Annotated in this window: 18 protein-coding genes; 14 read left to right on the top strand and 4 right to left on the bottom strand. The window is 60.4% G+C overall.

Features of this window, described 5'->3' with window-relative positions; all coding sequences use genetic code 11:
- Position 1: 1 nt before the first annotated feature.
- The 3 genes from serS to O5O48_RS14195 all read left to right on the top strand — a co-directional run bounded on the left by serS (position 2) and on the right by O5O48_RS14195 (position 3383).
- Positions 2 to 1285, top strand: coding sequence for a serine--tRNA ligase (gene serS / locus O5O48_RS14205; RefSeq protein WP_088274248.1), 1284 nt, complete (start codon positions 2 to 4; stop codon positions 1283 to 1285).
- Positions 1286 to 1366: 81 nt separating this feature from the next.
- A complete protein-coding gene (gene cysG, locus O5O48_RS14200) occupies positions 1367 to 2794 on the top strand; it encodes a siroheme synthase CysG (RefSeq protein WP_088274343.1) in 1428 nt (475 codons plus the stop codon).
- 88 nt (positions 2795 to 2882) lie between these two features.
- A complete protein-coding gene (locus tag O5O48_RS14195; protein WP_228244910.1) occupies positions 2883 to 3383 on the top strand; it encodes a thioesterase family protein in 501 nt (166 codons plus the stop codon).
- A 15-nt stretch (positions 3384 to 3398) separates the two neighbouring features.
- Here O5O48_RS14195 and O5O48_RS14190 read toward each other — a convergent pair whose 3' ends face one another.
- On the bottom strand, positions 3399 to 4085 hold the full coding sequence (locus O5O48_RS14190) for a VOC family protein (RefSeq protein WP_269687355.1): 687 nt from the start codon (positions 4083 to 4085) through the stop codon (positions 3399 to 3401).
- Between the two features lie 109 nt (positions 4086 to 4194).
- Positions 4195 to 5991: an arylsulfatase gene (locus O5O48_RS14185; protein WP_269687354.1), complete on the bottom strand. Its 1797-nt coding sequence runs from the start codon at positions 5989 to 5991 to the stop codon at positions 4195 to 4197.
- Between the two features lie 207 nt (positions 5992 to 6198).
- On the opposite strand from O5O48_RS14185, the gene O5O48_RS14180 reads away from it, so the two are divergent.
- The 10 genes from O5O48_RS14180 to O5O48_RS14135 all read left to right on the top strand — a co-directional run bounded on the left by O5O48_RS14180 (position 6199) and on the right by O5O48_RS14135 (position 16014).
- The gene (locus tag O5O48_RS14180; RefSeq protein ID WP_269687353.1) at positions 6199 to 6885 is read left to right on the top strand and encodes a type 1 glutamine amidotransferase; all 687 of its coding nucleotides are present in this window, start codon (positions 6199 to 6201) and stop codon (positions 6883 to 6885) included.
- Positions 6882 to 7421 (top strand): lipocalin family protein, encoded by a 540-nt coding sequence (locus O5O48_RS14175; RefSeq protein ID WP_269687352.1) that lies wholly within the window; start codon positions 6882 to 6884, stop codon positions 7419 to 7421. Before O5O48_RS14180 ends, O5O48_RS14175 begins: the two co-directional genes overlap by 4 nt.
- Before the next feature lie 92 nt (positions 7422 to 7513).
- Entirely contained in the window at positions 7514 to 8731 is a 1218-nt protein-coding gene (locus O5O48_RS14170) for a GGDEF domain-containing protein (protein WP_269687351.1), read from the top strand.
- 119 nt (positions 8732 to 8850) lie between these two features.
- Positions 8851 to 9399, top strand: a complete 549-nt coding sequence (locus O5O48_RS14165; protein ID WP_269687350.1) for a hypothetical protein — start codon at positions 8851 to 8853, stop codon at positions 9397 to 9399.
- On the top strand, positions 9399 to 9704 hold the full coding sequence (locus tag O5O48_RS14160) for a winged helix-turn-helix domain-containing protein (protein ID WP_088274242.1): 306 nt from the start codon (positions 9399 to 9401) through the stop codon (positions 9702 to 9704). Before O5O48_RS14165 ends, O5O48_RS14160 begins: the two co-directional genes overlap by 1 nt.
- 49 nt (positions 9705 to 9753) lie before the next feature.
- The gene (locus O5O48_RS14155; protein WP_228244905.1) at positions 9754 to 10656 is read left to right on the top strand and encodes a MotA/TolQ/ExbB proton channel family protein; all 903 of its coding nucleotides are present in this window, start codon (positions 9754 to 9756) and stop codon (positions 10654 to 10656) included.
- Between the two features lies 1 nt (position 10657).
- On the top strand, positions 10658 to 11092 hold the full coding sequence (gene exbD / locus O5O48_RS14150) for a TonB system transport protein ExbD (RefSeq protein WP_269688709.1): 435 nt from the start codon (positions 10658 to 10660) through the stop codon (positions 11090 to 11092).
- Complete coding sequence (locus tag O5O48_RS14145) at positions 11092 to 11808, top strand: TonB C-terminal domain-containing protein (protein WP_269687349.1); 717 nt, start codon at positions 11092 to 11094, stop codon at positions 11806 to 11808. The genes exbD and O5O48_RS14145 overlap by 1 nt, the downstream gene beginning before the upstream one ends.
- A gap of 15 nt (positions 11809 to 11823) precedes the next feature.
- Positions 11824 to 14439 carry an ankyrin repeat domain-containing protein gene (locus O5O48_RS14140; protein WP_269687348.1) on the top strand — a complete coding sequence of 872 codons (2616 nt, stop codon included), beginning with the start codon at positions 11824 to 11826 and terminating at the stop codon, positions 14437 to 14439.
- Positions 14440 to 14487: 48 nt separating this feature from the next.
- The gene (locus O5O48_RS14135; protein WP_269687347.1) at positions 14488 to 16014 is read left to right on the top strand and encodes a phospholipase D family protein; all 1527 of its coding nucleotides are present in this window, start codon (positions 14488 to 14490) and stop codon (positions 16012 to 16014) included.
- A 5-nt stretch (positions 16015 to 16019) separates the two neighbouring features.
- Here O5O48_RS14135 and O5O48_RS14130 read toward each other — a convergent pair whose 3' ends face one another.
- Complete coding sequence (locus tag O5O48_RS14130; RefSeq protein ID WP_233049649.1) at positions 16020 to 16382, bottom strand: DUF6746 family protein; 363 nt, start codon at positions 16380 to 16382, stop codon at positions 16020 to 16022.
- Between the two features lie 87 nt (positions 16383 to 16469).
- Positions 16470 to 17912, bottom strand: a complete 1443-nt coding sequence (gene cls, locus O5O48_RS14125; RefSeq protein ID WP_228244900.1) for a cardiolipin synthase — start codon at positions 17910 to 17912, stop codon at positions 16470 to 16472.
- 97 nt (positions 17913 to 18009) lie between these two features.
- Here cls and O5O48_RS14120 point away from each other — a divergent pair, with 97 nt between their 5' ends.
- Positions 18010 to 19971 (top strand): CASTOR/POLLUX-related putative ion channel, encoded by a 1962-nt coding sequence (locus O5O48_RS14120; RefSeq protein ID WP_269687346.1) that lies wholly within the window; start codon positions 18010 to 18012, stop codon positions 19969 to 19971.
- The last annotated feature ends 13 nt before the right edge of the window (positions 19972 to 19984 follow it).

Here is a 19984-nt window from a genome sequence, read left to right as displayed (position 1 = left end):
CATGCTTGACGCAAAACTCGTTCGTACCCAACCGCAACTGCTCGCCGAGCGCCTTGCCACCCGCGGCTATGAGCTGGACCTCGCTCAGCTCGAGGCGCTGGAGTCCCGGCGCAAGGACGTTCAGACCCGCACCGAAAGTCTGCAGGCCGAACGCAACAGTCGCTCCAAGTCGATCGGGCAGGCCAAGGCGCGTGGCGAAGATATTCAGCCGCTGCTGGCTGACGTCGACCGCATGGGCAACGAGTTGGCTCAAGCCAAACAGGAGCTCGAGGCAATCCAGGTCGAGCTGGACGCCATGCTGCTGAGCATGCCCAACCTGCCGGCCGAGACAGTCCCGGTAGGCAAGGATGAAAACGAGAATGTCGAAGTGCGCCGCTGGGGGACGCCGCGTGCATTCGACTTCGAGGTCAAGGACCACGTCGCACTGGGCGAGCAGCACGGCTACCTGGATTTTGAAACGGCCGCCAAATTGTCTGGTGCCCGCTTTGCCCTGATGCGCGGCCCGATTGCCCGTCTGCACCGCGCGCTGGCCCAGTTCATGCTGGATCTGCATGTTAACGAGCATGGTTACGAAGAGGCCTACACACCGTATCTGGTGCAGGCCGAAGCCCTGCAAGGCACCGGTCAGCTGCCCAAGTTCGAAGAAGACCTGTTCAAGATCAAGCGCGGTGAAGACCAGCGCGACCTGTACCTGATCCCGACTGCCGAGGTCTCGCTGACCAATATCGTCAGCCAGAGCATCGTTGCCGCCGAGGAGCTGCCGATCAGGCTGACCGCACACACCCCCTGTTTCCGCAGTGAGGCCGGTTCCGCCGGTCGCGATACCCGCGGCATGATTCGTCAGCATCAGTTCGACAAGGTCGAGATGGTGCAGATCGTTCGCCCGGAAGACTCTGCTGCCGCGCTGGAAGAGCTCACAGGTCACGCTGAAGACGTACTCAAGCGTCTGGAGCTGCCGTACCGCACCATGGCCCTGTGCACCGGCGACATGGGCTTCAGCGCCCAGCAGACTTACGATCTTGAGGTATGGATTCCGAGTCAGGGCAAGTATCGCGAGATCTCCTCCTGCTCCAACTGTGGTGATTTCCAGGCCCGTCGCATGCAGGCGCGCTGGCGCAATCCGGAAACCGGCAAGCCGGAACTGGTGCATACCCTTAATGGCTCGGGGCTTGCGGTGGGCCGCACCCTGGTGGCCGTGCTGGAAAACTACCAGCAGGCAGATGGCAGCATTGAAGTGCCGCAGGCCCTGCGCAGCTACATGGGCGGACTGGAGCGCATCGGCTAAGCCGACGACTCCAGCCTCACCAACAGCGGGAGCCAATGGCTCCCGCTTTGCCTTTTAATGATGTATGCCGAGGAAGCGAGCATGGAATTCCTGCCCCTGTTTCATAATCTGACCGGCCGCCGCGTGCTGGTTGTTGGCGGTGGTGAAATTGCCCTGCGCAAGGCTCGCTTGCTCAGCGAAGCGGGTGCTGCGCTGTATGTGGTGGCGCCCGAGGTCGAGCCGGCGCTGCGCGAGCTGGTTGCCGGCAGCAATGGCTCGATACGTGAGGGTGGCTATCAGCCATCGGATCTGGACGCAGCCGTGCTGGCAATTGCCGCGACGGATGACGAAGCACTCAACGCCCGGGTGTCGGCAGATGCTCAGGCGCTGCGTATTCCGGTCAACGCAGTGGATGCCCCGCACCTGTGCACCGTCATCTTCCCGGCAATCGTCGACCGCTCGCCGCTGCTGATTGCGATCTCCAGCGGCAGTCACGCTCCTGTGCTGGCTCGCTTGTCCCGCGCCCGAATCGAGACTCTGTTCCCTGCTGCCTACGGTCGACTGGCCCAGTTGGCCAAACGCTTCCGCCAGCAGGTCAAGGAGGCATTGCCGACCATCAACCAGCGCCGCGCGTTCTGGGAAAACATCTTCCAGGGCGAGGTGGCAGAGCGCGTGTTTGCCGGGCAGGACGACGAGGCCGCGCAACTGCTGGAGTCCGAGCTGAGCGGTCAGCAGGGACAGGTATATCGCGGCGAAGTATATCTGGTCGGCGCCGGCCCGGGCGACCCGGACCTGCTGACCTTCCGCGCTCTGCGGCTGATGCAGCAGGCCGACGTGGTACTGCATGATCGCCTGGTAGCACCGGCCATCATCGATCTGTGTCGTCGTGATGCCGACCGTATCTATGTCGGCAAGGCGCGCAGCGATCACGCTGTGCCGCAGGAAGAGATCAATCAGTTGCTGGTGCGGCTGGCGAAGGAGGGCAAGCGCGTGCTGCGCCTCAAGGGCGGTGATCCGTTCATCTTCGGTCGCGGCGGCGAGGAGATCGAGGAGCTGGCAGCCCATGGCGTGCCATTTCAGGTCGTGCCGGGCATAACCGCAGCCAATGGCTGCTCGGCCTATGCCGGTATTCCGCTGACCCATCGCGATTACGCCCAGTCGGTGCGCTTCGTCACCGGACACCTGAAAGATGGCACCACCAATCTGCCCTGGAGTGAGCTGGTAGCCACTGGCCAGACGCTGGTGTTCTATATGGGGCTGGTCGGCCTGCCGGATATCTGCAGCCAGCTGATTGCCCATGGCCGCAGCGCCCAGACGCCCATCGCACTGGTTCAGCAGGGCACCACGAGCAATCAGAAGGTCCTGATCGGCACCCTGGCCGATATGCCCGAACGGGTTGCAGGCGAAACGATCAAGCCACCAACGCTGCTGATAGTCGGCGAAGTGGTATCGCTGCACGACAAGCTTAAATGGTTCAGGGCCGATGCATTGCCACCGGTGCAGGGTGTGCTGGGTACGGAACAAGGCTAAAACGCCAAATGCCGGACAGGCGCTGCCGGCGCTCTGGCGTCGGGTAAGCAATTAGGGCAGGGTTTACCCTCTGTTTCAGGAGTACATCATGACCGATTCTGCCAACCTTACCCCGTCAGAAGACCTGGAAGCCGACGCGCTGCCGGAAGAGCTGTCCCAGGCCGTTTACGGCTTCTTCAATCGGATTCCGTTCAATCGCCTGCTTGGAATCGAAATTGACGAAGTGCGACGCGACTGCGTAGCAATGAGTCTGGCGATGCGACCAGATCTGGTCGGCAACTTTACCCAGGGTATCCTCCACGGTGGAGCCATTTCCTCATTGATCGATGTCTGTGGCGGCGCCATGGCGCTGATCGGAGCCTTTGATCGTCACGCCCACCTCACTGTCCAGGAACGAATGGTGCGCCTGTCGAAGCTGGGCACTATCGACTTGCGTGTCGATTATCTGCGTCCGGGGCGCGGAAAACAGTTTGTTTGTACCTCAACCCTGTTGCGCTCGGGCAATAAGGTCGGGGTGGTACGCTCGGAGTTGCATGCCGACGACGGTACCCTGATTGCCGTCGGCACCGGCACCTATCTTTGCGGGTAACAGCCAGGACGTGGCTCAGGCGACCGGCTTGCCGGTCACCGAGGCGCGCTCCGACAGTTCAATCCAGACCCCGTCCGGGTCGCGGATAAAGGCAATACGCGCGGTGCTGCCAAGGGTCACCGGTTCACGGGCCCCACTGGCACCATTGGCCATAGCCTGTGCGTAGGCGAGATCACAGTCAAACACCTGCAGGGTCAGGTAGCGCAGCCCAAGCGCGGCAAGCGCCGGTTGATCGTCCGACGCGGGCGTATCTCCCTGTTCAAGCAGAATCCGTGCATCTGCGCAGCGAAGCATACCCGGGGCAAGCAGATCGCAGCCCAGCACGTCGGTGTAAAACCGTTGACTGCGATCAAGCTCAGCTACCCGCAGGCGCACTGCCAGCCCGGTAATGCCGTCGGTTCCGGCAGGCAGCAACGTGATGCGGTTGCCATCCGGGTCCTGCAGGGCGCGCTTTTGTGTCAGCCCGTCAATGCCAACCAGCATTTCGATGATGGGCATGGCAGCGGGTGAGGGCAGAGGGTCTCGTGCGTCATTAAGTTTCAATACCGCTTCACCAGCAGAGTAGCGGTGCTGAAGAATGCCACCACCCAGTTTCAGCGTATGGTCAAAGGGCAAGCCAACCTGCTCGCTCCAGAAGCGCTGCTGTGCATCGCGCTGATTGGTAAACAGACCGACATCAAAAAAGGCTTTGGCCAGACTCACGTCATTCTCCTTGGCAGACACGGGTGCCAACCCTAGCTCGCATCCCTTCCGGCTAGCGAGATGAAATCACACCCGGAATCGGCCACCATCGCTGCCGGTGATGGTGGCATCAGCGCCGACGGCGTTTCAGCAGCCAGCGCGCAGCCATTGCCACCAGCAACAGCAGAACCAGACCGGCCAATGCCAGAGCAACACGGTTCTTGGCAATAAACTGTTCACGGCCGTTACGCGTGACCTGTTCCCAGGCGCGATAGTCGGGCGGTACTTCGATCACCCGGTAGCGTTCGACGTAGTCGCGATAGGCCTGATAAAGCTCGGACACGATCTCTGGGTGCTGCTGCGCCAGATTGTGTCGCTCCAGCGGATCATTGGCGGTATCGAACAACTGCGGCCCGATACGCGCCGGGATGGCATTGGTGCTTGAGGTAACCAGTTTGTAATTGCCACGCCAGACGGCGATTCCACCAGCCAGTTCGTAGACGGTCGTGCGGCTGGCGTCGTGAACCTGTTCCTGCCGACCTTCGAGCAGGGCGCGCATGCTTTCACCCATGATCGGATGAACAGGCCTGCCCCGGTAGCGGTCGCCGGGCGGCGTGACACCGGCAATGTCGAGCAGCGTTGGGGTGATGTCGGTCACATAGCCAAAGCTGTTGGTTCGAGTGCCGGCGGCGACTCGACCCGGCTGACTGACGATCAACGGCACGCGCATCCCACCGCTAAACGGCGAGCCCTTGTAAGAGTAGAACGGAGTATTGGACGCATAGGCCCAGCCCGGGCCGTATTCGCTGTAGCTGCCGGGCGCGCCGAGCGCATCGATATCGGTGTCATAGCGCAGGCGGTAAAACAGCGGGGCGACCTCACGCAATACGGTCGACTCTCCCCCGTTATCGCTCATGAACAGGATCAGGGTATTGTCGTACTGACCGGTGTCCTTGAGATAGCTGAGCACCTTGCCGACGCTGGTATCCATCGCTTCAGCCATGCCGGCAAAGACCGCCATTTGCCGTGCCCGATAGGCCTTCTCTTCATCACTCAGGCTGGCCCAGTCAATATGGCGACGAGCATAGAAGGTGCCCCAATCGTCGGTAACAGCGTTCTCACCGGTATCCGGCAACAACCCGCTCGCCAACTGGCGCTGGTAGCGCTGCTGGCGAATTGCATCCCAGCCCTGATCGTAGATATCGGCATAGCGCTGAACATAGTCTTCAGGAACCTGGTGGGGTGCATGCACGGCCTGAAACGCCAGATAGCCGAAGAACGGCTTGCCGTCCGCACGACCGCTGTCGATGTAGTCGATCAGCTTGTCGGCATAGGTGAACGAGGAATAAAAGCCCTCGGGAAGGTTCACCGGTTTGCCGTCCTCAATCCAGGTGGCGCTGCCGCCCGGTAGATAATGCTTGGCCTCCCAGTTGTCTGCACCGCTTTCCATCAGTGCAAAGGAGCGCGTGAAACCGCGCGCAACCGGCTGACTCTGCGGGCGGTCGCCCAAATGCCACTTGCCGGCCATGTAGGTGTTGTAACCTGCATCTTGCAGCAGGGTTGGCAAGGTCACAACGCTGTCGTTCAACCAGGTTTCGTAGCCCGGCTGACCTTTCTGGTTGTCCGCCATGATCTCCTTCATGTTACCCATGCCGACCAGGTGATTGGTCACGCCAGTCATCAGCATTGACCGGGTTGGCGAGCAGGTTGCGGCCACGTGAAAGTTGGTGAACTGGACCCCGCTGGCAGCCAGCTGGTCGATGTTGGGCGTGTGGATTTCACCGCCGTACGCCCCCAGATCGCTGAAACCGAGATCATCGGCGACAATCAGCAGAATGTTGGGACGCGAGTCCGCGCTGGCGGTATTGAACGGCAGCAGGATACTCAAGCCAAGGGCAGGAAGCAGGCGAAGGAGCGGGCGGTGCATGATAAAGTCCCGGTTTTTTGTGGTTATGTGCAACCGAGTATAGGGAGCGCTATCGCGGGCGCTGCGGCCGAGTGTAGCCAAACGACTGTCCCTGGCAGCCAATCCTGGCGCCGGGCAGCGCCTCGTTAATCGGGAACCTTCTGGCCGCCGGGCTGTTTATAGACAAGTTTGGACGGACTTTTCAGCAAGGGGGACGGGCGAGTGCATGTGCATTATCTGCAACATGTGGAATTCGAAGGGCTGGGCCTGATCGAACAATGGCTGACCGCTCACGGTCATACGCTAAGCGGCAGCAGGCTGTATGCCGGTGACGCACTCCCCGAGCTCGAGTCGGTTGACCTGCTGATCATCATGGGAGGCCCCATGAGCGTGAACGACGAGCAGGCCCTGCCGTGGCTGCGGGAAGAAAAGGCGTTCATTCGACGTGCGCTGACCGCCGACAAGGCGATGCTGGGTATTTGTCTCGGTGCACAACTGATTGCCGCAGCGCTGGGCCAGCCGGTGTATGCCAATTCAGAACGCGAAATTGGCTGGTTCAGGGTAACGGGCAATACCCATCATAACGGCGCGGCCTTTCACTTCCCCGGTCAATTCCACGCACTGCACTGGCATGGTGAAACCTTTGATCTGCCTCCGGGCGCCATTTTGCTTGCGTCCAGCGATGCCTGCGAAAACCAGGCTTTCCAGCTGGGGCGTTCGGTTATCGGCCTGCAATTTCATCTGGAAGCCGATCGCGCATTGCTTGAACGCTTTGTCACCGCTGACGCACAGGCACTTTCTCCGGAACGCTGGGTCCAAACTGCCGGGCAGATTCTCAGTGTGGATGATATGACCCTGACCCGCAGCGCAGCACTGCTGGATCACGTACTGACCTATCTGACGGAGGCTGTATGAAACACCGTATTTACGGATTGCTTGCCCTTACCGGGCTGGCGCTGCTGGGGGGCTGTGTTCAACTCCCGGATGGCATTGAGCCGGTAACGCCGTTTCAGGCTGACCGATACCTCGGACAGTGGTATGAAATCGCGCGGCTGGATCACCGTTTTGAACGCGGGCTGAGTCAGGTCAGTGCCGAGTACTCGCGCGCAGATAGCAACGAGATCAAGGTAATCAACCGCGGCTGTGATGCTCAAAGCGGATCCTGGAACCAGGCTGAGGGGCGTGCCCGCTTTGTCGACGACCCGAATACCGGGTTCCTGAAAGTATCATTCTTTGGGCCGTTTTACGGCACCTATGCCATCTTCGAACTGGATCCCGAATATCAATATGCCTTTGTTTCCGGCCCCAATCGCGACTACCTTTGGTTCTTGTCGCGTGACCCCGAACCGGACGCAGCACTGCGCCAGCAGTTCGTGAAGCGGGCTGCGGAGCTTGGCTTTGCGGTCGACGAACTTATCTGGGTCAAGCAGGGCGACAGCCGCTGCAGCTAGACGTGTTCGAAAATATGCACGGTCTCGTAGCCTTTCGCGGCGGCACAGGATACTCTTTGGCTCCAAGAATAATTACAGGCTGAGGCCGTTGCGTGCTTGATCTGACGACGTTGATGCTGGTGCTGGCGCTAACCACGGCCACAGCGGTGATTTGCCTGCTGGTTGCCGCCGCACTGAATCCCAGGGTTCCGTCCATTCGCTTCTGGGCGATTGGCCTCAGCATGGTCGTTTTCGGGGCTCTTTTACAGTCGGCACGCGCCTACATACCGATCTGGTTCAGCGCCATCGTCATTACCCAGGGCTACTTTGTACTGTGGTGGGGAGCGCGCTGCCACCAGCAGGGGTGGGCTGCCCCCCATTTCTGGCCAACCATGGCGACTCTGCTAGCTCTGCAGGGTGCAGCCTTCTTCCTGCTCAGGGATTCCCTTCGTTTCAGCATCATGACCCACAGCGCGATTGTAGTCGTGGTCGCCGGTCTCATGGTCTACGAAATTATCCGGGTACGACCAAGACCCCGTACCCTGACCTACGCCTGGTGCGCCATCTGGCTTGTTCATGCAGGCCTGTATCTGCGTCGGTTGATGCTATACGGGCTTGATCCAGCGTATGCAAACGTCACCACCTTTGAGCAAGGCGAGTCGGTCGAAGCGCTGAATTACCTTGAGGGCATCGTATTCATCTATGCCTTCACCATGATTTGCATCATGTTCCTGCTGCGCAGCCTTCAGGACGAACTCAAGACTCAGGCCATGCACGACCCGCTGACCAACCTGTTCAACCGCAGAGCTTTTGAACAGGCGGCACTGCGGTATCTGGAAGGCAACCGCAGGACAGGGGAGAGCGCAGCGCTGCTGTTGCTTGACTTGGACGGTTTCAAGGCAATCAACGACCGCCATGGCCATGCCGCAGGCGATGCAGTGCTGGCCCGATTTGCAGAGTTATTGCAGGACTCTTCACAGACACGGGACCTGATCTGCCGTTTTGGCGGAGAGGAATTTCTGTTGATGGTAGCCAACACGGATATGAACAAGGCAAGACAGCTTGCCGAACGGATTCGCGAAACCTGGCAACGTCAGCAGGTTCAGGTAGGCAGGCTAACGCTGAGCAATACCGTATCAATCGGGCTGACGCCGGTTCCGGCGGGTTCCACATTGTCCCTGCACGAGCTGGTCGAACGAGCCGATCAGGCGCTGTACCAGGCCAAGCAGAGCGGGCGCAACCGCTGCTGCAGCTGGCCACTCACCGCTGACGACGCTGCCTGCCGAGAAGGCGAACAACGGAGTTTTGTTCAACTCGGCTCTCCGGAATAACCCAACAGGCATTGCCCCGGGCAATCTGCCCGCACCATTTTTCTTCATCATGTATTGCGTTTCCGAACTCTGTTCAATAGAGTGCTTTGCACAAGAATAAAACAAGCTGGATATGATGTATGCCGCCTTCACGCGAGGAAGCGGCGCAGGCCCTGCGCGAGATCAGCAATGTGCAGGCGCGTGTCGCCGGATTTCAGGACTATCGATTTGAAGCAAGCCAACTGATTCTCTGGGGGCTGCTCAATATCATCGGCTGCGTCGGCAGCGCTCTGTTCGCTGGCTACCTGCTTCCAATCTGGCTGGGTGTGGTGGTTGTCGGCCTGCTGCTCGGTGTATTCATGGCGGTCCACAGCGCCCCCCGAGTTCCCGGCGTAATCTGGCGCTATCTGCTGGTTATTCTCTCCATTTTGCTGTTTGACGTCATTCTGCACGTCATTTTCTGGCCTGTGTCTCCGCGCCAGGGCAGCATGATCGTCCCCCTGTTTGTTGCCACCATTTACATCGTTCGAGGCGCACAGTCACGGCCCCGTTACATCGCCGTTGGCGCCTTGCTGGCGGTGCTCAGCATGCTCAGCTTCCTGTTTGCAGGTGATGTCTACTGGTACTGGCTTGCACTCAGCTGGGGCGGCACCTTTGTGGTCTCGGGCCTCTGGCTGAGGAGGTGCTGATGCAGTCGCCAAACGACCTCATCCATCAGCCTGTGCGGCTCAAGATCATGGCCGCGCTCAACACGCTGGCATCCGATCAATGGCTGGAGTTTGTCTCGCTCAGGTCCATCGTCGATACCACCGATGGCAATCTTGGCGCACATCTCAATACCCTTGAAGCTGCCGAATACGTTCGAATCAAGAAGGATTTTGCAGGAAAGAAGCCGCGCACGCGGGTCTGCCTGAGCGCCAAGGGGCGTGTTGCATTCGGTCAGTATGTCGCCGAACTGCACGCCATTCTGGCGCCCCAGAACCTGGACACCTGATACGGCATCGCACCTGACTCACTCATAACATCAACAATCTGGAGTTGGCATGCACACTCGTTCGTTTATCTCGACCTCGGCCCGCTGGCAACAGCGTCTGCGTACCCTGTCATTGCTGGTGCTGCTTGTCGCCGGTGGCGGCGCAACCGGGTTGGTACTGGCCCAGGCCGATAACCAGCCGCCTGAAGCAACCGCAGCCAGCGCCGCAACAGCCGCTGTCAGTGAAACGGTACCGGCGATTCAGGCAGCAGCACCAGAAGCCCAGCCGGCAGTCGCGCACACCTCATTTGGCGTGCGTGAGATGTACCTGCAAGCCGATCCGCTGGTTAAATCGGTCATGATCCTGCTGGTGTTCTGTTCCGTGCTGACCTGGGCTGTGCTGCTCGAAAAGCTGTTCGTCTTCAGTGCGGCCAAACGCCGCAATAATCAGTTCCTCAAGGCCTATCGTGGCGGTCAGGCTGATCAGCTCGGAGAGCAGCTTGAGCGCAGCGCCATGGGACGGATGTGGAAGGTGGCCCAGGCCGAACTGAGTCACTACCGCACGCTGCCCGCCGAGGGCAACGATGCCGACCGGCTCAACCGTCTGCTGCAACGCATTGCGCTGACCGCCGGCATTGTTCAGGAACGCGATCTGGCCAGGATGGGAACCATGATGGGCGTACTGGCGACCATCGGCGCCACGGCTCCCTTTATCGGCCTGTTCGGTACCGTATGGGGGATCCTCAACAGCTTCGCCAGTATCGCCACCCTTAAATCTGCCAGCCTGGCCGTCGTTGCGCCCGGTATCGCTGAAGCACTGCTGGCAACGGCGCTGGGGCTGTTTGCAGCAATTCCCGCGGTGATGATCTTCAACAAGTTTGCCCGTGACATTAACGGCTTTGTCGGTTCGCTGGACAATTTCTCGGCAGAGATGATCGCCGGCGTCTCACGTCAGCTGGATGAAGGTCGCTGATATGGGCATCCAGCTGAACTCCGGGCCGCTGGTGAAGCGGCACAACTACCAGCAGAACGCCGAGATGAACATCACACCCTTTGTCGATGTGATGCTGGTTTTGCTGATTATCTTCATGGTCGCAGCGCCTCTGGCGACGGTGGACGTCCCGGTTGATTTGCCAAGCAACGCCGCAACACCGAATCCGCCACCGGACGAGCCGGTTTATGTCAGCGTGCAGGCCGACGGCATGCTGTTCGTGCAAGAGCAGCCGGTAGTACTGGCCGGCCTTGCCGCCGGTGTCAACCAGCTGACCGGCGGGGATGTGCGAACGCGCCTGTTTCTGCGTGGTGACAAGGCGGTGGAATACGGAACCCTCATGCAGGTCATGAATACATTGCAGAAGGCCGGATACGGACAGATCAGTCTGGTCGCCTCGGAAGAACTGGAGCCCTGATGAGCGCCTACCGAGAACGCAGTAGCTGGCCGTTCCGGATACTGGTGGCAATCGTTGCCCTGGGCCTGCATATCGGACTGCTGGCGTGGTTGCAGAGCGCGGAGTTCCGCCACCAGGCACTGCCGGCCGGCCCGGATGTGGTGGCTGTTGATCTTTACGTGCCGCCGCCACCGCCGCCGGAGCCAGAACCTGAACCCGAGCGGGAACCCGAGCCCGAGCCACCAGCCCCCGAGCCGGAGCCGCAACCCGAGCCGCCAAAACCGACCGTTCGCAGGCCGCCCCCGGCGCCCGCAACACCGCCGACGCCCCGCGGCCCGCCGGTTCACAGCTTTGGTGCCAATCAGCAATGGGCAGCACCACCGACGCCGCCACCGGCAGCCACCAGCACACGCGGGAGAATGGCACCGTCCGGCTATGCCAACACGGTTAAGGGGCGAGTAACGGCCAACCTGCAGCGGCCCGAGGGCGCTGTTTACAAGCCGCCGCCAGGCTATCGGGGCGACCCCAACGACTTCAAGCGGCAATGCTACATCCCCTACGAAATCACGGTGGATGGTGCAGGCCAGATGGTCGGGTTCGAGATCGACCCCTGTGGCGATGCATTGCTGGATCAGGCTGCGCGTGAGGCCATCAGGCGGTCAGGCCCGTTCCCCCCGCCACCCGGCGGCGGTGAAGGGCGCTACACCATTTACGGCACAGCGATCTTTTTGGACTGATTACGGAGTACTGGCATGTTTATCCCCACGCGTATTGTGTTGGCCTCAAGTGTGATCTTGCTGACGGCCTGTGCCAGTGCACCGGTGCCGCCGAAACCCAAACCGGATCTGACACCCCGCCTGTCAGCTTTGCCGGATGCCGGAAGGGCAGGCTTTGATTGCAGCGGTGCCTTGCCGGAGGTGCATCGGCAGATCTGCGCCAGCGACAGCCTGGCGGCCCGGGATCGGCAGTTGACCGAGTTGCTGCACCAGCGTGTAAACGCACTGGATCTTCCCGGTGCGCTGCTGCTGGAGGCCAATCAGCGTCAGTGGCAACTGTCGCGTGCCGGAGCCTGCGGCCTGGGGACCGAGGCTGGCACCGCATTGCAACCAGATACGGCAGCGCAAGCGTGCCTGGACGCCCTGTATCGCCAGCGCATCAACGCGCTGCGTAACTGGCCGACGCCACCAGCGTTCACGTCATCACAGCGCCATGCCTGGTCCAGCTATGCCGAGTTCAGAGTGGCTGAAGAGCTCAGACCCGGATTCTGCGGCGCCATCGGCGCGGCCCTCAACCGCTCCTTGGTAGCAGACGGCGAAGCAGACATTACCGCGCTGCCCGGCGCCACCTTGCTGGCAGGCAGCCGCAAAGGGGATCGTGAGGCCAGCGTCGGCGGCCATCGCTATCGGGTGGAACTCTACAACCCGGGCCTGTACGCCGGTTACCAGCAACGGGCGCGGGGGCTGCTGATCGATGACCGGGTGGTGATGGATCATCGGACCATGCCCGCCTGGATTGCCAAGCAACCAGGCTATGGTGGTCGGGCCAACGCATCCTCGTCGCAAACCGGGGATTACGGCAGTATTGATCTGTTCAGCTACCAGGGCGAGTCGTTTGCCCTGGTCAACGAAACCTGGGGCTTCTACTCGCCGGCTGCGCGCGGGGAGTCAGCCTATGCCGGCGTATACGCACTGGGCAGCGACATCAAGCCACTGTGCCTGTTCCAGAGCTATCTCACACCGCCGCGTACAGACAACCTGCGCGGATTACCCACCTACGCACAGCTCAACAGTGCGCTCGAGCAACTCGCAGGTGACCCGCTGCCGGGCTATGCCCAGAGCGAACGCCGCGACCTGTTTCAGCGCTGGAAAGAGCGTCAGTGGACCTTGCTCAATCTGCCGTTGCTGGGTGTTGACGAATACCAGCGCAGTGGTCGCCAGGGCGCCATCGCCGCGCGTAACGACGCAGCCATGGAGCAGTTCTTCCTCTGGTCCGAGCGTAATATCGGCAACAAGCAACGCTACCGTCGGTTGATGCCGATGCTGGCTCCGGCGCATCAGGAGCTGCAGGCGATGTTTGTCGGTCAGGGACTGACGGCAGCAGAGGCCGGCATCGCCGCCGACCTGCTGTTCCACGAGACCTTTGCCCGCAGCATGGAGAACTTGGAACTGCCGGAGCAGGTGCCTGCGCTGCCAGCGGAACCTTTTGCACGCTATCAGGCGCGTTATGCGATCGCCCCTCAACCCGGCGCGCTTGAGCAAGGCAGGCAGTTTGCCACGCTGCACAGCGTCGTACTCAATGGTGCGCCGCTGAATGTGGTGTCCGATTTTATTGCCTATGAAACCGAGGTGCTGGGCGAAAATCGGGGGATCGGTCCTGATGGTGACACCGCACTGATGGCTGCCGTTGCGACCCCGGATGCTGTATCGCTGTTGCTGCAGCGCGGATTTGACGTTAATGCACGCAACCAGTGGGGGCGAACCGCGCTGATGGCTGCAGCCCAGAACGGGCAGAGTGAATCGGTACGCAGATTGCTGGCAGCCGGGGCCGACCTGTATGCCGAAACACGCGCTGTAGAAAATGCCGGTGTTGGTGGTCCGGATCGACAAGAAGCGGCCACCGGTCGACAGACCGCATTGCTACTCGCCGCAGCCAGCGGCGACGAGGCGACCATCAGAGCGCTGATGGATGCCGGTGCCATGCGTCAGGCCTGGCGTGGTTACGACCAGGCCATCTGCCGGGCAGTATCAACCAACGAATCGCTGACAACCGATCAGCGCGATAGCTTCAAGGCTTCCGAACTGTGCGCCTCGACTTACGCACCCCTGCCTGTCAGTGCCCAGAAGCCGATTGATATACGCGCCGGCGATGAACTGATTATCCGTGAAGACGGTCAGAGTTATCCGATCCAGCTGATTCGTCGACCTGCAATGACATTGTTCGGTAGACCGACTGAAATGCCGCCGGCGGATCTGACCGAAGACATCGGCCCTATGGCGATCAACGTTGCCACGACTGCAACCCGGCGTGCGAAGGTCAGGGTGACTGGACCGCTGAATCTGCTGTTCGACGATCTTGGCGCCAATTCGCCCGATCTGCTGCGCTTCCAGGTCAGTTTCCCTGTCAGCGGCTCGCCGGTACCTCAAGCGGGGTATCGTGTCTCGCAACAGCCGGAGCAGCAGGTATTGAGCCTGGATTTCGACCCGCAGCGTCATCAGGTCGAGGCTGCATGGCGGGCGCTCTACAGCGCGGCCTATACTCAGGGTCTGAATCCGGCCAAAACCGGCTATGTCGTGATCGATAACCGAGGCGTGCGCCGCGTCAGTTACCAGCTGGTTGTAAGCGATCAGTACGAGGAGCAAAACCCCTAGCCGTGGGCCGGTACAGGGCAGGGCGGCTACATTGAACGGGATACCTTCATGTTACGACTGTTCTGCCTGATGATCACAGCCTGTCTGATGACAGGCTGTGCGACTGCCGGCATGTCTCACAGCGAGCTGCCGACCTATTATCTGCCCGCGGACACATCAACCAAGCTGGGTCGCTATCTGGCAAAGCAACGCTCTACGGACCCGACGCAGTCCGGATTCATCCTCCTGCATGACGGTGCAGATGCACTCGCTGCGCGGATTCGGCTGATTGACATGGCCGAGCACAGCCTGGATATCCAGTACTACATCTATAACACCGATATTACCGGAGGGCTGATCACTGAGCGGCTGATGGCCGCGGCTGATCGCGGTGTACGAGTACGTCTGCTGATAGATGACGTCGGTGCCAACGTCGATGATGTCGGTATTGCTACCGTGGGCCTGCATCCCAATATCGACGTGCGCCTGTACAACCCGGTCAGCCTGCGCAGCAACTGGATGAAGCTGCTGGGCAAGGTAATCGAGTTCGGCCGCATCAACTACCGCATGCACAACAAGCTGATGGTTGCCGATAGCACAGCGCTGATCACCGGCGGGCGCAATATCGGTGATGAGTACTTTTCTCTGACCGATATCGACTTTCAGGACGTCGATGTCATCGCCATCGGCCCGATCGCCGAAAGCGCAGCTGACAGTTTTGACAACTACTGGAACAGCGGTATCGCCATACCGATCACAATGATGACTGGCGAGCGCACGGCAGAGGAACTTGCCGGAATGCGCGCAAAGCTCGGATCAGCGACGCGCCAGGCTGCGCGCAATCCCTACATAAGGGCGGTTGCAGAGTCGCGTTTCCTCAGTGATCTCGGTGGCAACGCCCTCTCATGGCATTGGGGCCAGGCGAGCTGGTTCTATGATGACCCGTCCAAGTCGGACCCGCGCAGCGATGGGAAGGAGGTCGCCTTCCTCGGCCGCAGCCTGATCGAGCCGATCAGACAGACCGAGGAAGAGCTGCTGCTGACATCCGCCTATTTTGTCCCGCGCACCGGCGGAAAACGGCTGCTTCTGGGGCTGGTTGAGCGTGGCGTTGATGTCTCGATACTGACCAACTCGCTGGCAACCACAGATGTACTGGCGGTACACAGTGGTTACGTCAAATCGCGTCGTCCGCTGCTCGAAGGTGGCGTCAGGCTCTGGGAGCTGAGACCGATTGCCGGACAGCAGGAAAGGGCCAGCCCATTCCTAGGTGAATCACTTGCCAGCCTGCACGCGAAAACCTTTGTGTTTGACCGCCAGGCAACTTTTATTGGCTCGGTGAACCTGGATCCGCGATCCATCAAAATCAATACCGAGGCAGGCGTCTACATCGAGAATCCCGAGTTGGCGCAGGAGATGGTCGAGCTGTTCGAGCGCTGGACCTCGGACGACTACGCCTTCAGGGTCGAACTGGATCGCCGGGGTGATCTGCGCTGGAGGGCCGAGGGACGAACCTGGGAAGCCGAACCTGATGCCAGCCGATTCCGTCGATTCATGAGCTGGAGCCTGGGCTGGCTGCCCTTGTCCGGACAGCTATAAGCAAGTCATGCGAGACCTGACAGCCAGCGCCGGGCAGCAGCAAGGTACAGACCTGCACAGCGCTTTACCTCGCTGGCATCACAGTGCTCTACCGCCCGATGCAGGGATTCCAGCGGGTCGGCAACCGGCGCAGCTGGAGAACCAAGTTGCAACAGATCGCTCTCCAGCTGATAACTGAGGTCCTCCAGGAGGCTGAGCGCGCTCTGGTCCAGCGGCTGCTCCAGCAATTGCTGTAGTGACAGGGTGTGCGCCTGGAGCTGCAAGACAGCAGGGTGACCGCTCGCGCCGGAAATCGTACCGGCGCCGGCCAGAGCTCCGGGCGCCATCATGCTGACCGTCAGACTTACTGGAACCAGATACATTTTCATGGCAAATCTCTCAAATGATATTCAATCTCATTTGGATTCTAGCCGGAATTGCCATGAAAGCAATAGCGCTGCAGCAGTTTCCTTGATTTAGAGCAAGGGACTGAGGAAGAACATAAGGCGTTCCAGCACACGCGCCCCACGCGAACGCTGCCGCCATTGCGCCAATTCAAGCTCAACGCTATCCGATATATAGCCGTCCAGCAGGCGCTTGATGACAGCGCAACCTTCTGGCGAAAAAAGCGGGACTGTGAGTTCAAAGTTGAGTTGGAGGCTGCGGATGTCCAGATTCACGCTGCCAACCAGCGCAAGCTGGCCATCCATCAGCATTGCCTTGGTGTGAAGCAGCCCGCCGCGAAACAGATAAATTGATCCACCTGCTTCGAGAAAACGCTCATAGTAAGCGCGGCTGGCCCAGCCAACCAGATGCGAGTCATTGCGCTCGGGTACCAGCACCTTGACCCGCACACCACGCCGCGCAGCCTGGCAGAGCGCGTCAAATATCGCCTCTGATGGTACGAAGTAGGGCGTACTGATGGTGATACTTTCATTGGCGCGATAGATGCTGGACAGCACCGCCTGGGTGATCAGATCTTCGCCCATGCCCGGACCTGACGGCAGAATGGACAGCCATTTATAGCAGGTTGGCGGGCTGGGCGGCGCAGGGGCCAGACGACGGATACCGGTCTCGACCTCCCAGTCCCAGGCAAATACCTTGTCCAGACCTCGTGCTGCAGGGCCATCCAGCCGCAGCATGATATCGACCCACTGTCCTACATTGGCCTCCTTCTTGAAGTGCGATGGGTCAGCCATATTCATCGAGCCGGTATAGGCAATATGCCCGTCGATGACAACCAGCTTGCGGTGCAGACGCAGGTCGACGCGCTGCGCCAGTGCCCGCCAGAGTCGCACCGGCAGGGCCGGCACCACTTCGATTCCGGCATCGATGAAACGCTTGCGCCAGCGCGAGCGAAAGAATGGACGACTGCCGGCGTGATCGATCAGCAGGGAAACCTGAACACCGCGTCCGGCGGCGTCGATCAGCGCTTCGCTCAAGGTGTCGATGCGCCCTCCGGGAAACCAGATATAGGTTTCCAGGTGAATACTGCTTTTGGCCTCACGCACATCCTGACACAGGCGATCGAAGATCTGCTCGGGCGTCTCCAGCAAGTCCATTTGCTGGTAGCCCAACGCGCCAATGCCGAGGCGAGTTTCGATCAGTTGGCGAATCCCCTGCACCAGCTGCCCGCCGGGCAAGGGGGCCTTTTGGGTTTTGAAGTCCTCTGCAATGCTGGCGAGAAAGGGTTCCAGCATCGCCTCGGCCCGACGCGCACGTTGACGGCCAAGGTTGAGTTCACCCAGCATCAGATAGAGCAGGGCGCCCACAAACGGCAGGATATAGATAACCAGCAGCCAGGATAGCGTCACGCTGACCGGATTGCGGCGGCCAATGACCCGGAAGGTGACCACGGCGGTAAAAAGCCAGTAGAGTACCGCCAGGGCGATGCCGATGATATGTTCGATGTAGCTCATGCGGATTGAACAGAGTACCTGTCCAGACGTCCAATGCAGCAATCTAGCAGGATTTACCCGCACCGTTAAGAACAAGCCGCCGCGAGATCTTCACCGCATGTTGCCATTTTCCTTTGTTGACCGCCTGCGTTATCTGGTCGAACGTCAGTTCATCAAGGGCGCGCACTATCAGTTGCTGGTGGTCGCTGCCTTCATTGCCCTTATCTCCCTGATTGGCGGCTGGCTGGTCTGGCCAACCGGCGGGGAGGCCAGTCTTGCTGACTCGGTCTGGTGGGCATTTCTGCGGCTGACGGATCCGGGTTATCTCGGCGATGACGAGGGCACCTGGCGGCGCATCGTTTCCACGGTATTGACGCTCAGCGGCTATGTTGTCTTTCTCGGTGCCCTGGTGGCGATCATGACGCGCTGGCTGATTGCGATGATGGTGAAGCTTGAACAGGGACTCACGCCTGTCACCGTCAGCGGCCACATTGTCATCCTCGGTTGGACCAACCGCACCATCCCGCTCGTACAGGAGATCCTGGACGTTAATGGTGGGATTCAGCGCCTGCTCAAGGCGCGTCTGACCAAACGCCTTCGTCTGGTCATTTTGGCTGAGGACGTTACGGCAGAGCATGTCCATGAGCTGCGCGCAGTCCCGCTGATTCGCAAGCACATGGGCAACATCATTCTGCGCTCGGGCACCGCCCTGCAGCCTGAAGACCTGGATCGAGCCGCCTGCCTGCAAGCGGCGGTCGTCCTTATTCCCGGACGCAATCAGACCGCCGGCTCACTGGTCGGCAGCGATGTGGAGGCTATCAAGGCACTGCTTACCCTGCAGGCGCAGGCCCACCAGCGCGGAGTAACGCCACCCTACGTCGTTGCCGAGGTTGATGACAGTCGCAAGATGGCGGTCATGCAGCGCGCCTACTCCGGCCCGCTGGAGGTGCTCGCCAGCGAGGCTCTGGTCAGTCGTCTGTTTGCTCAATCGATCATTCATCCCGGGCTGCCGGAGTTGTTTGGCGAGGTGATGACGGTGCATGAAGGCAACGAGTTTTATATCCGGTCTACCGATAACTGCGTAGGACAGACCCTGGCCGACATAGGCAGCCGTACACCTGATGCCATCGTGTGCGGCCTCATGCGCCCGGATGGCGAGCGCTGGCGAACCTGGCTGAACGCACCGACCGGAGAAACGATCAGGAGCGGAGACAAGCTGGTGATGCTGGCTCGCGCCTACGAGCATGCTGCGCCACAGGGGGAACAGGTCGAAGTCAGCATGCGCCCGTTGCAGCGTCCGGCATCCGGTCCGTCACGTCCAGTCAGCACGGGTGGCATGCGCAGACTGCTGGTGCTCGGCTGGAACCGGCGTGTCCCGGCGTTGATCCACGAGCTTGCAGGGTATCGGGAGTATCGCTTCGATGTGCACAATGTTGCCGTGGTCAACGCAGACGAGCGGGCCGCTATGATCAGCAGCTACAGCCCGGCGACAGCCCGTGTCGACTGCCAGTTTACAGAGGCGGATTACATGGTCGAAGGGGCGCTGGATCAGTTGATGACGCAGCGTTTCGACAGCATCATCCTGGTGTCGTCCGATCGCCTGGACAGTGGAGAGGAAGCGGATGCCCGCGCCATGGTCGGTTATCTGATTGTCGACGAGCTGCTGCGCCAGCGTGCCATCCGTCCGCAGATTCTGCTCGAGTTGAGCGACCCGGCCAACGAAAGCCTGGTTGTGCGCAAGCGCGGCGAGACTATCGTCAGCCCCATGATTCTGAGTCACCTGATGGCACAGATAGCACAGCGCCGCGAGCTCGGGCTGATGTTCGAGGAGTTGCTGACCACCGGTGGTCCGGAGCTGGTGTTCCTCGATCCGCGGCATTATCCGATGCAGAGTGTTACCACCTTCGCTGACCTTGAAGCGATCGTCGCACTGCACGGGGATACTGCGCTGGGCGTGTTTCGCTTCAAGGCCGATGAGCAGGGCAGACGGCTGCAGCTGAATCCGCAGCGTGACAAGCCTCTGCGGCTGGCCGAAGGCGACCAGCTGGTAGTTTTGACCACCTTGCCCCAGGCGACCTAGCAGGCCGCTGAAC

The sequence above is a fragment of the Halopseudomonas sp. MFKK-1 genome, assembly GCF_027474385.1.
In the GTDB taxonomy this organism is placed as follows: Bacteria; Pseudomonadota; Gammaproteobacteria; order Pseudomonadales; family Pseudomonadaceae; genus Halopseudomonas; species Halopseudomonas aestusnigri.
The sequence above is the reverse complement of the archived record's forward strand: the minus strand, read 5'-3'. Positions and strand labels throughout refer to the sequence as shown.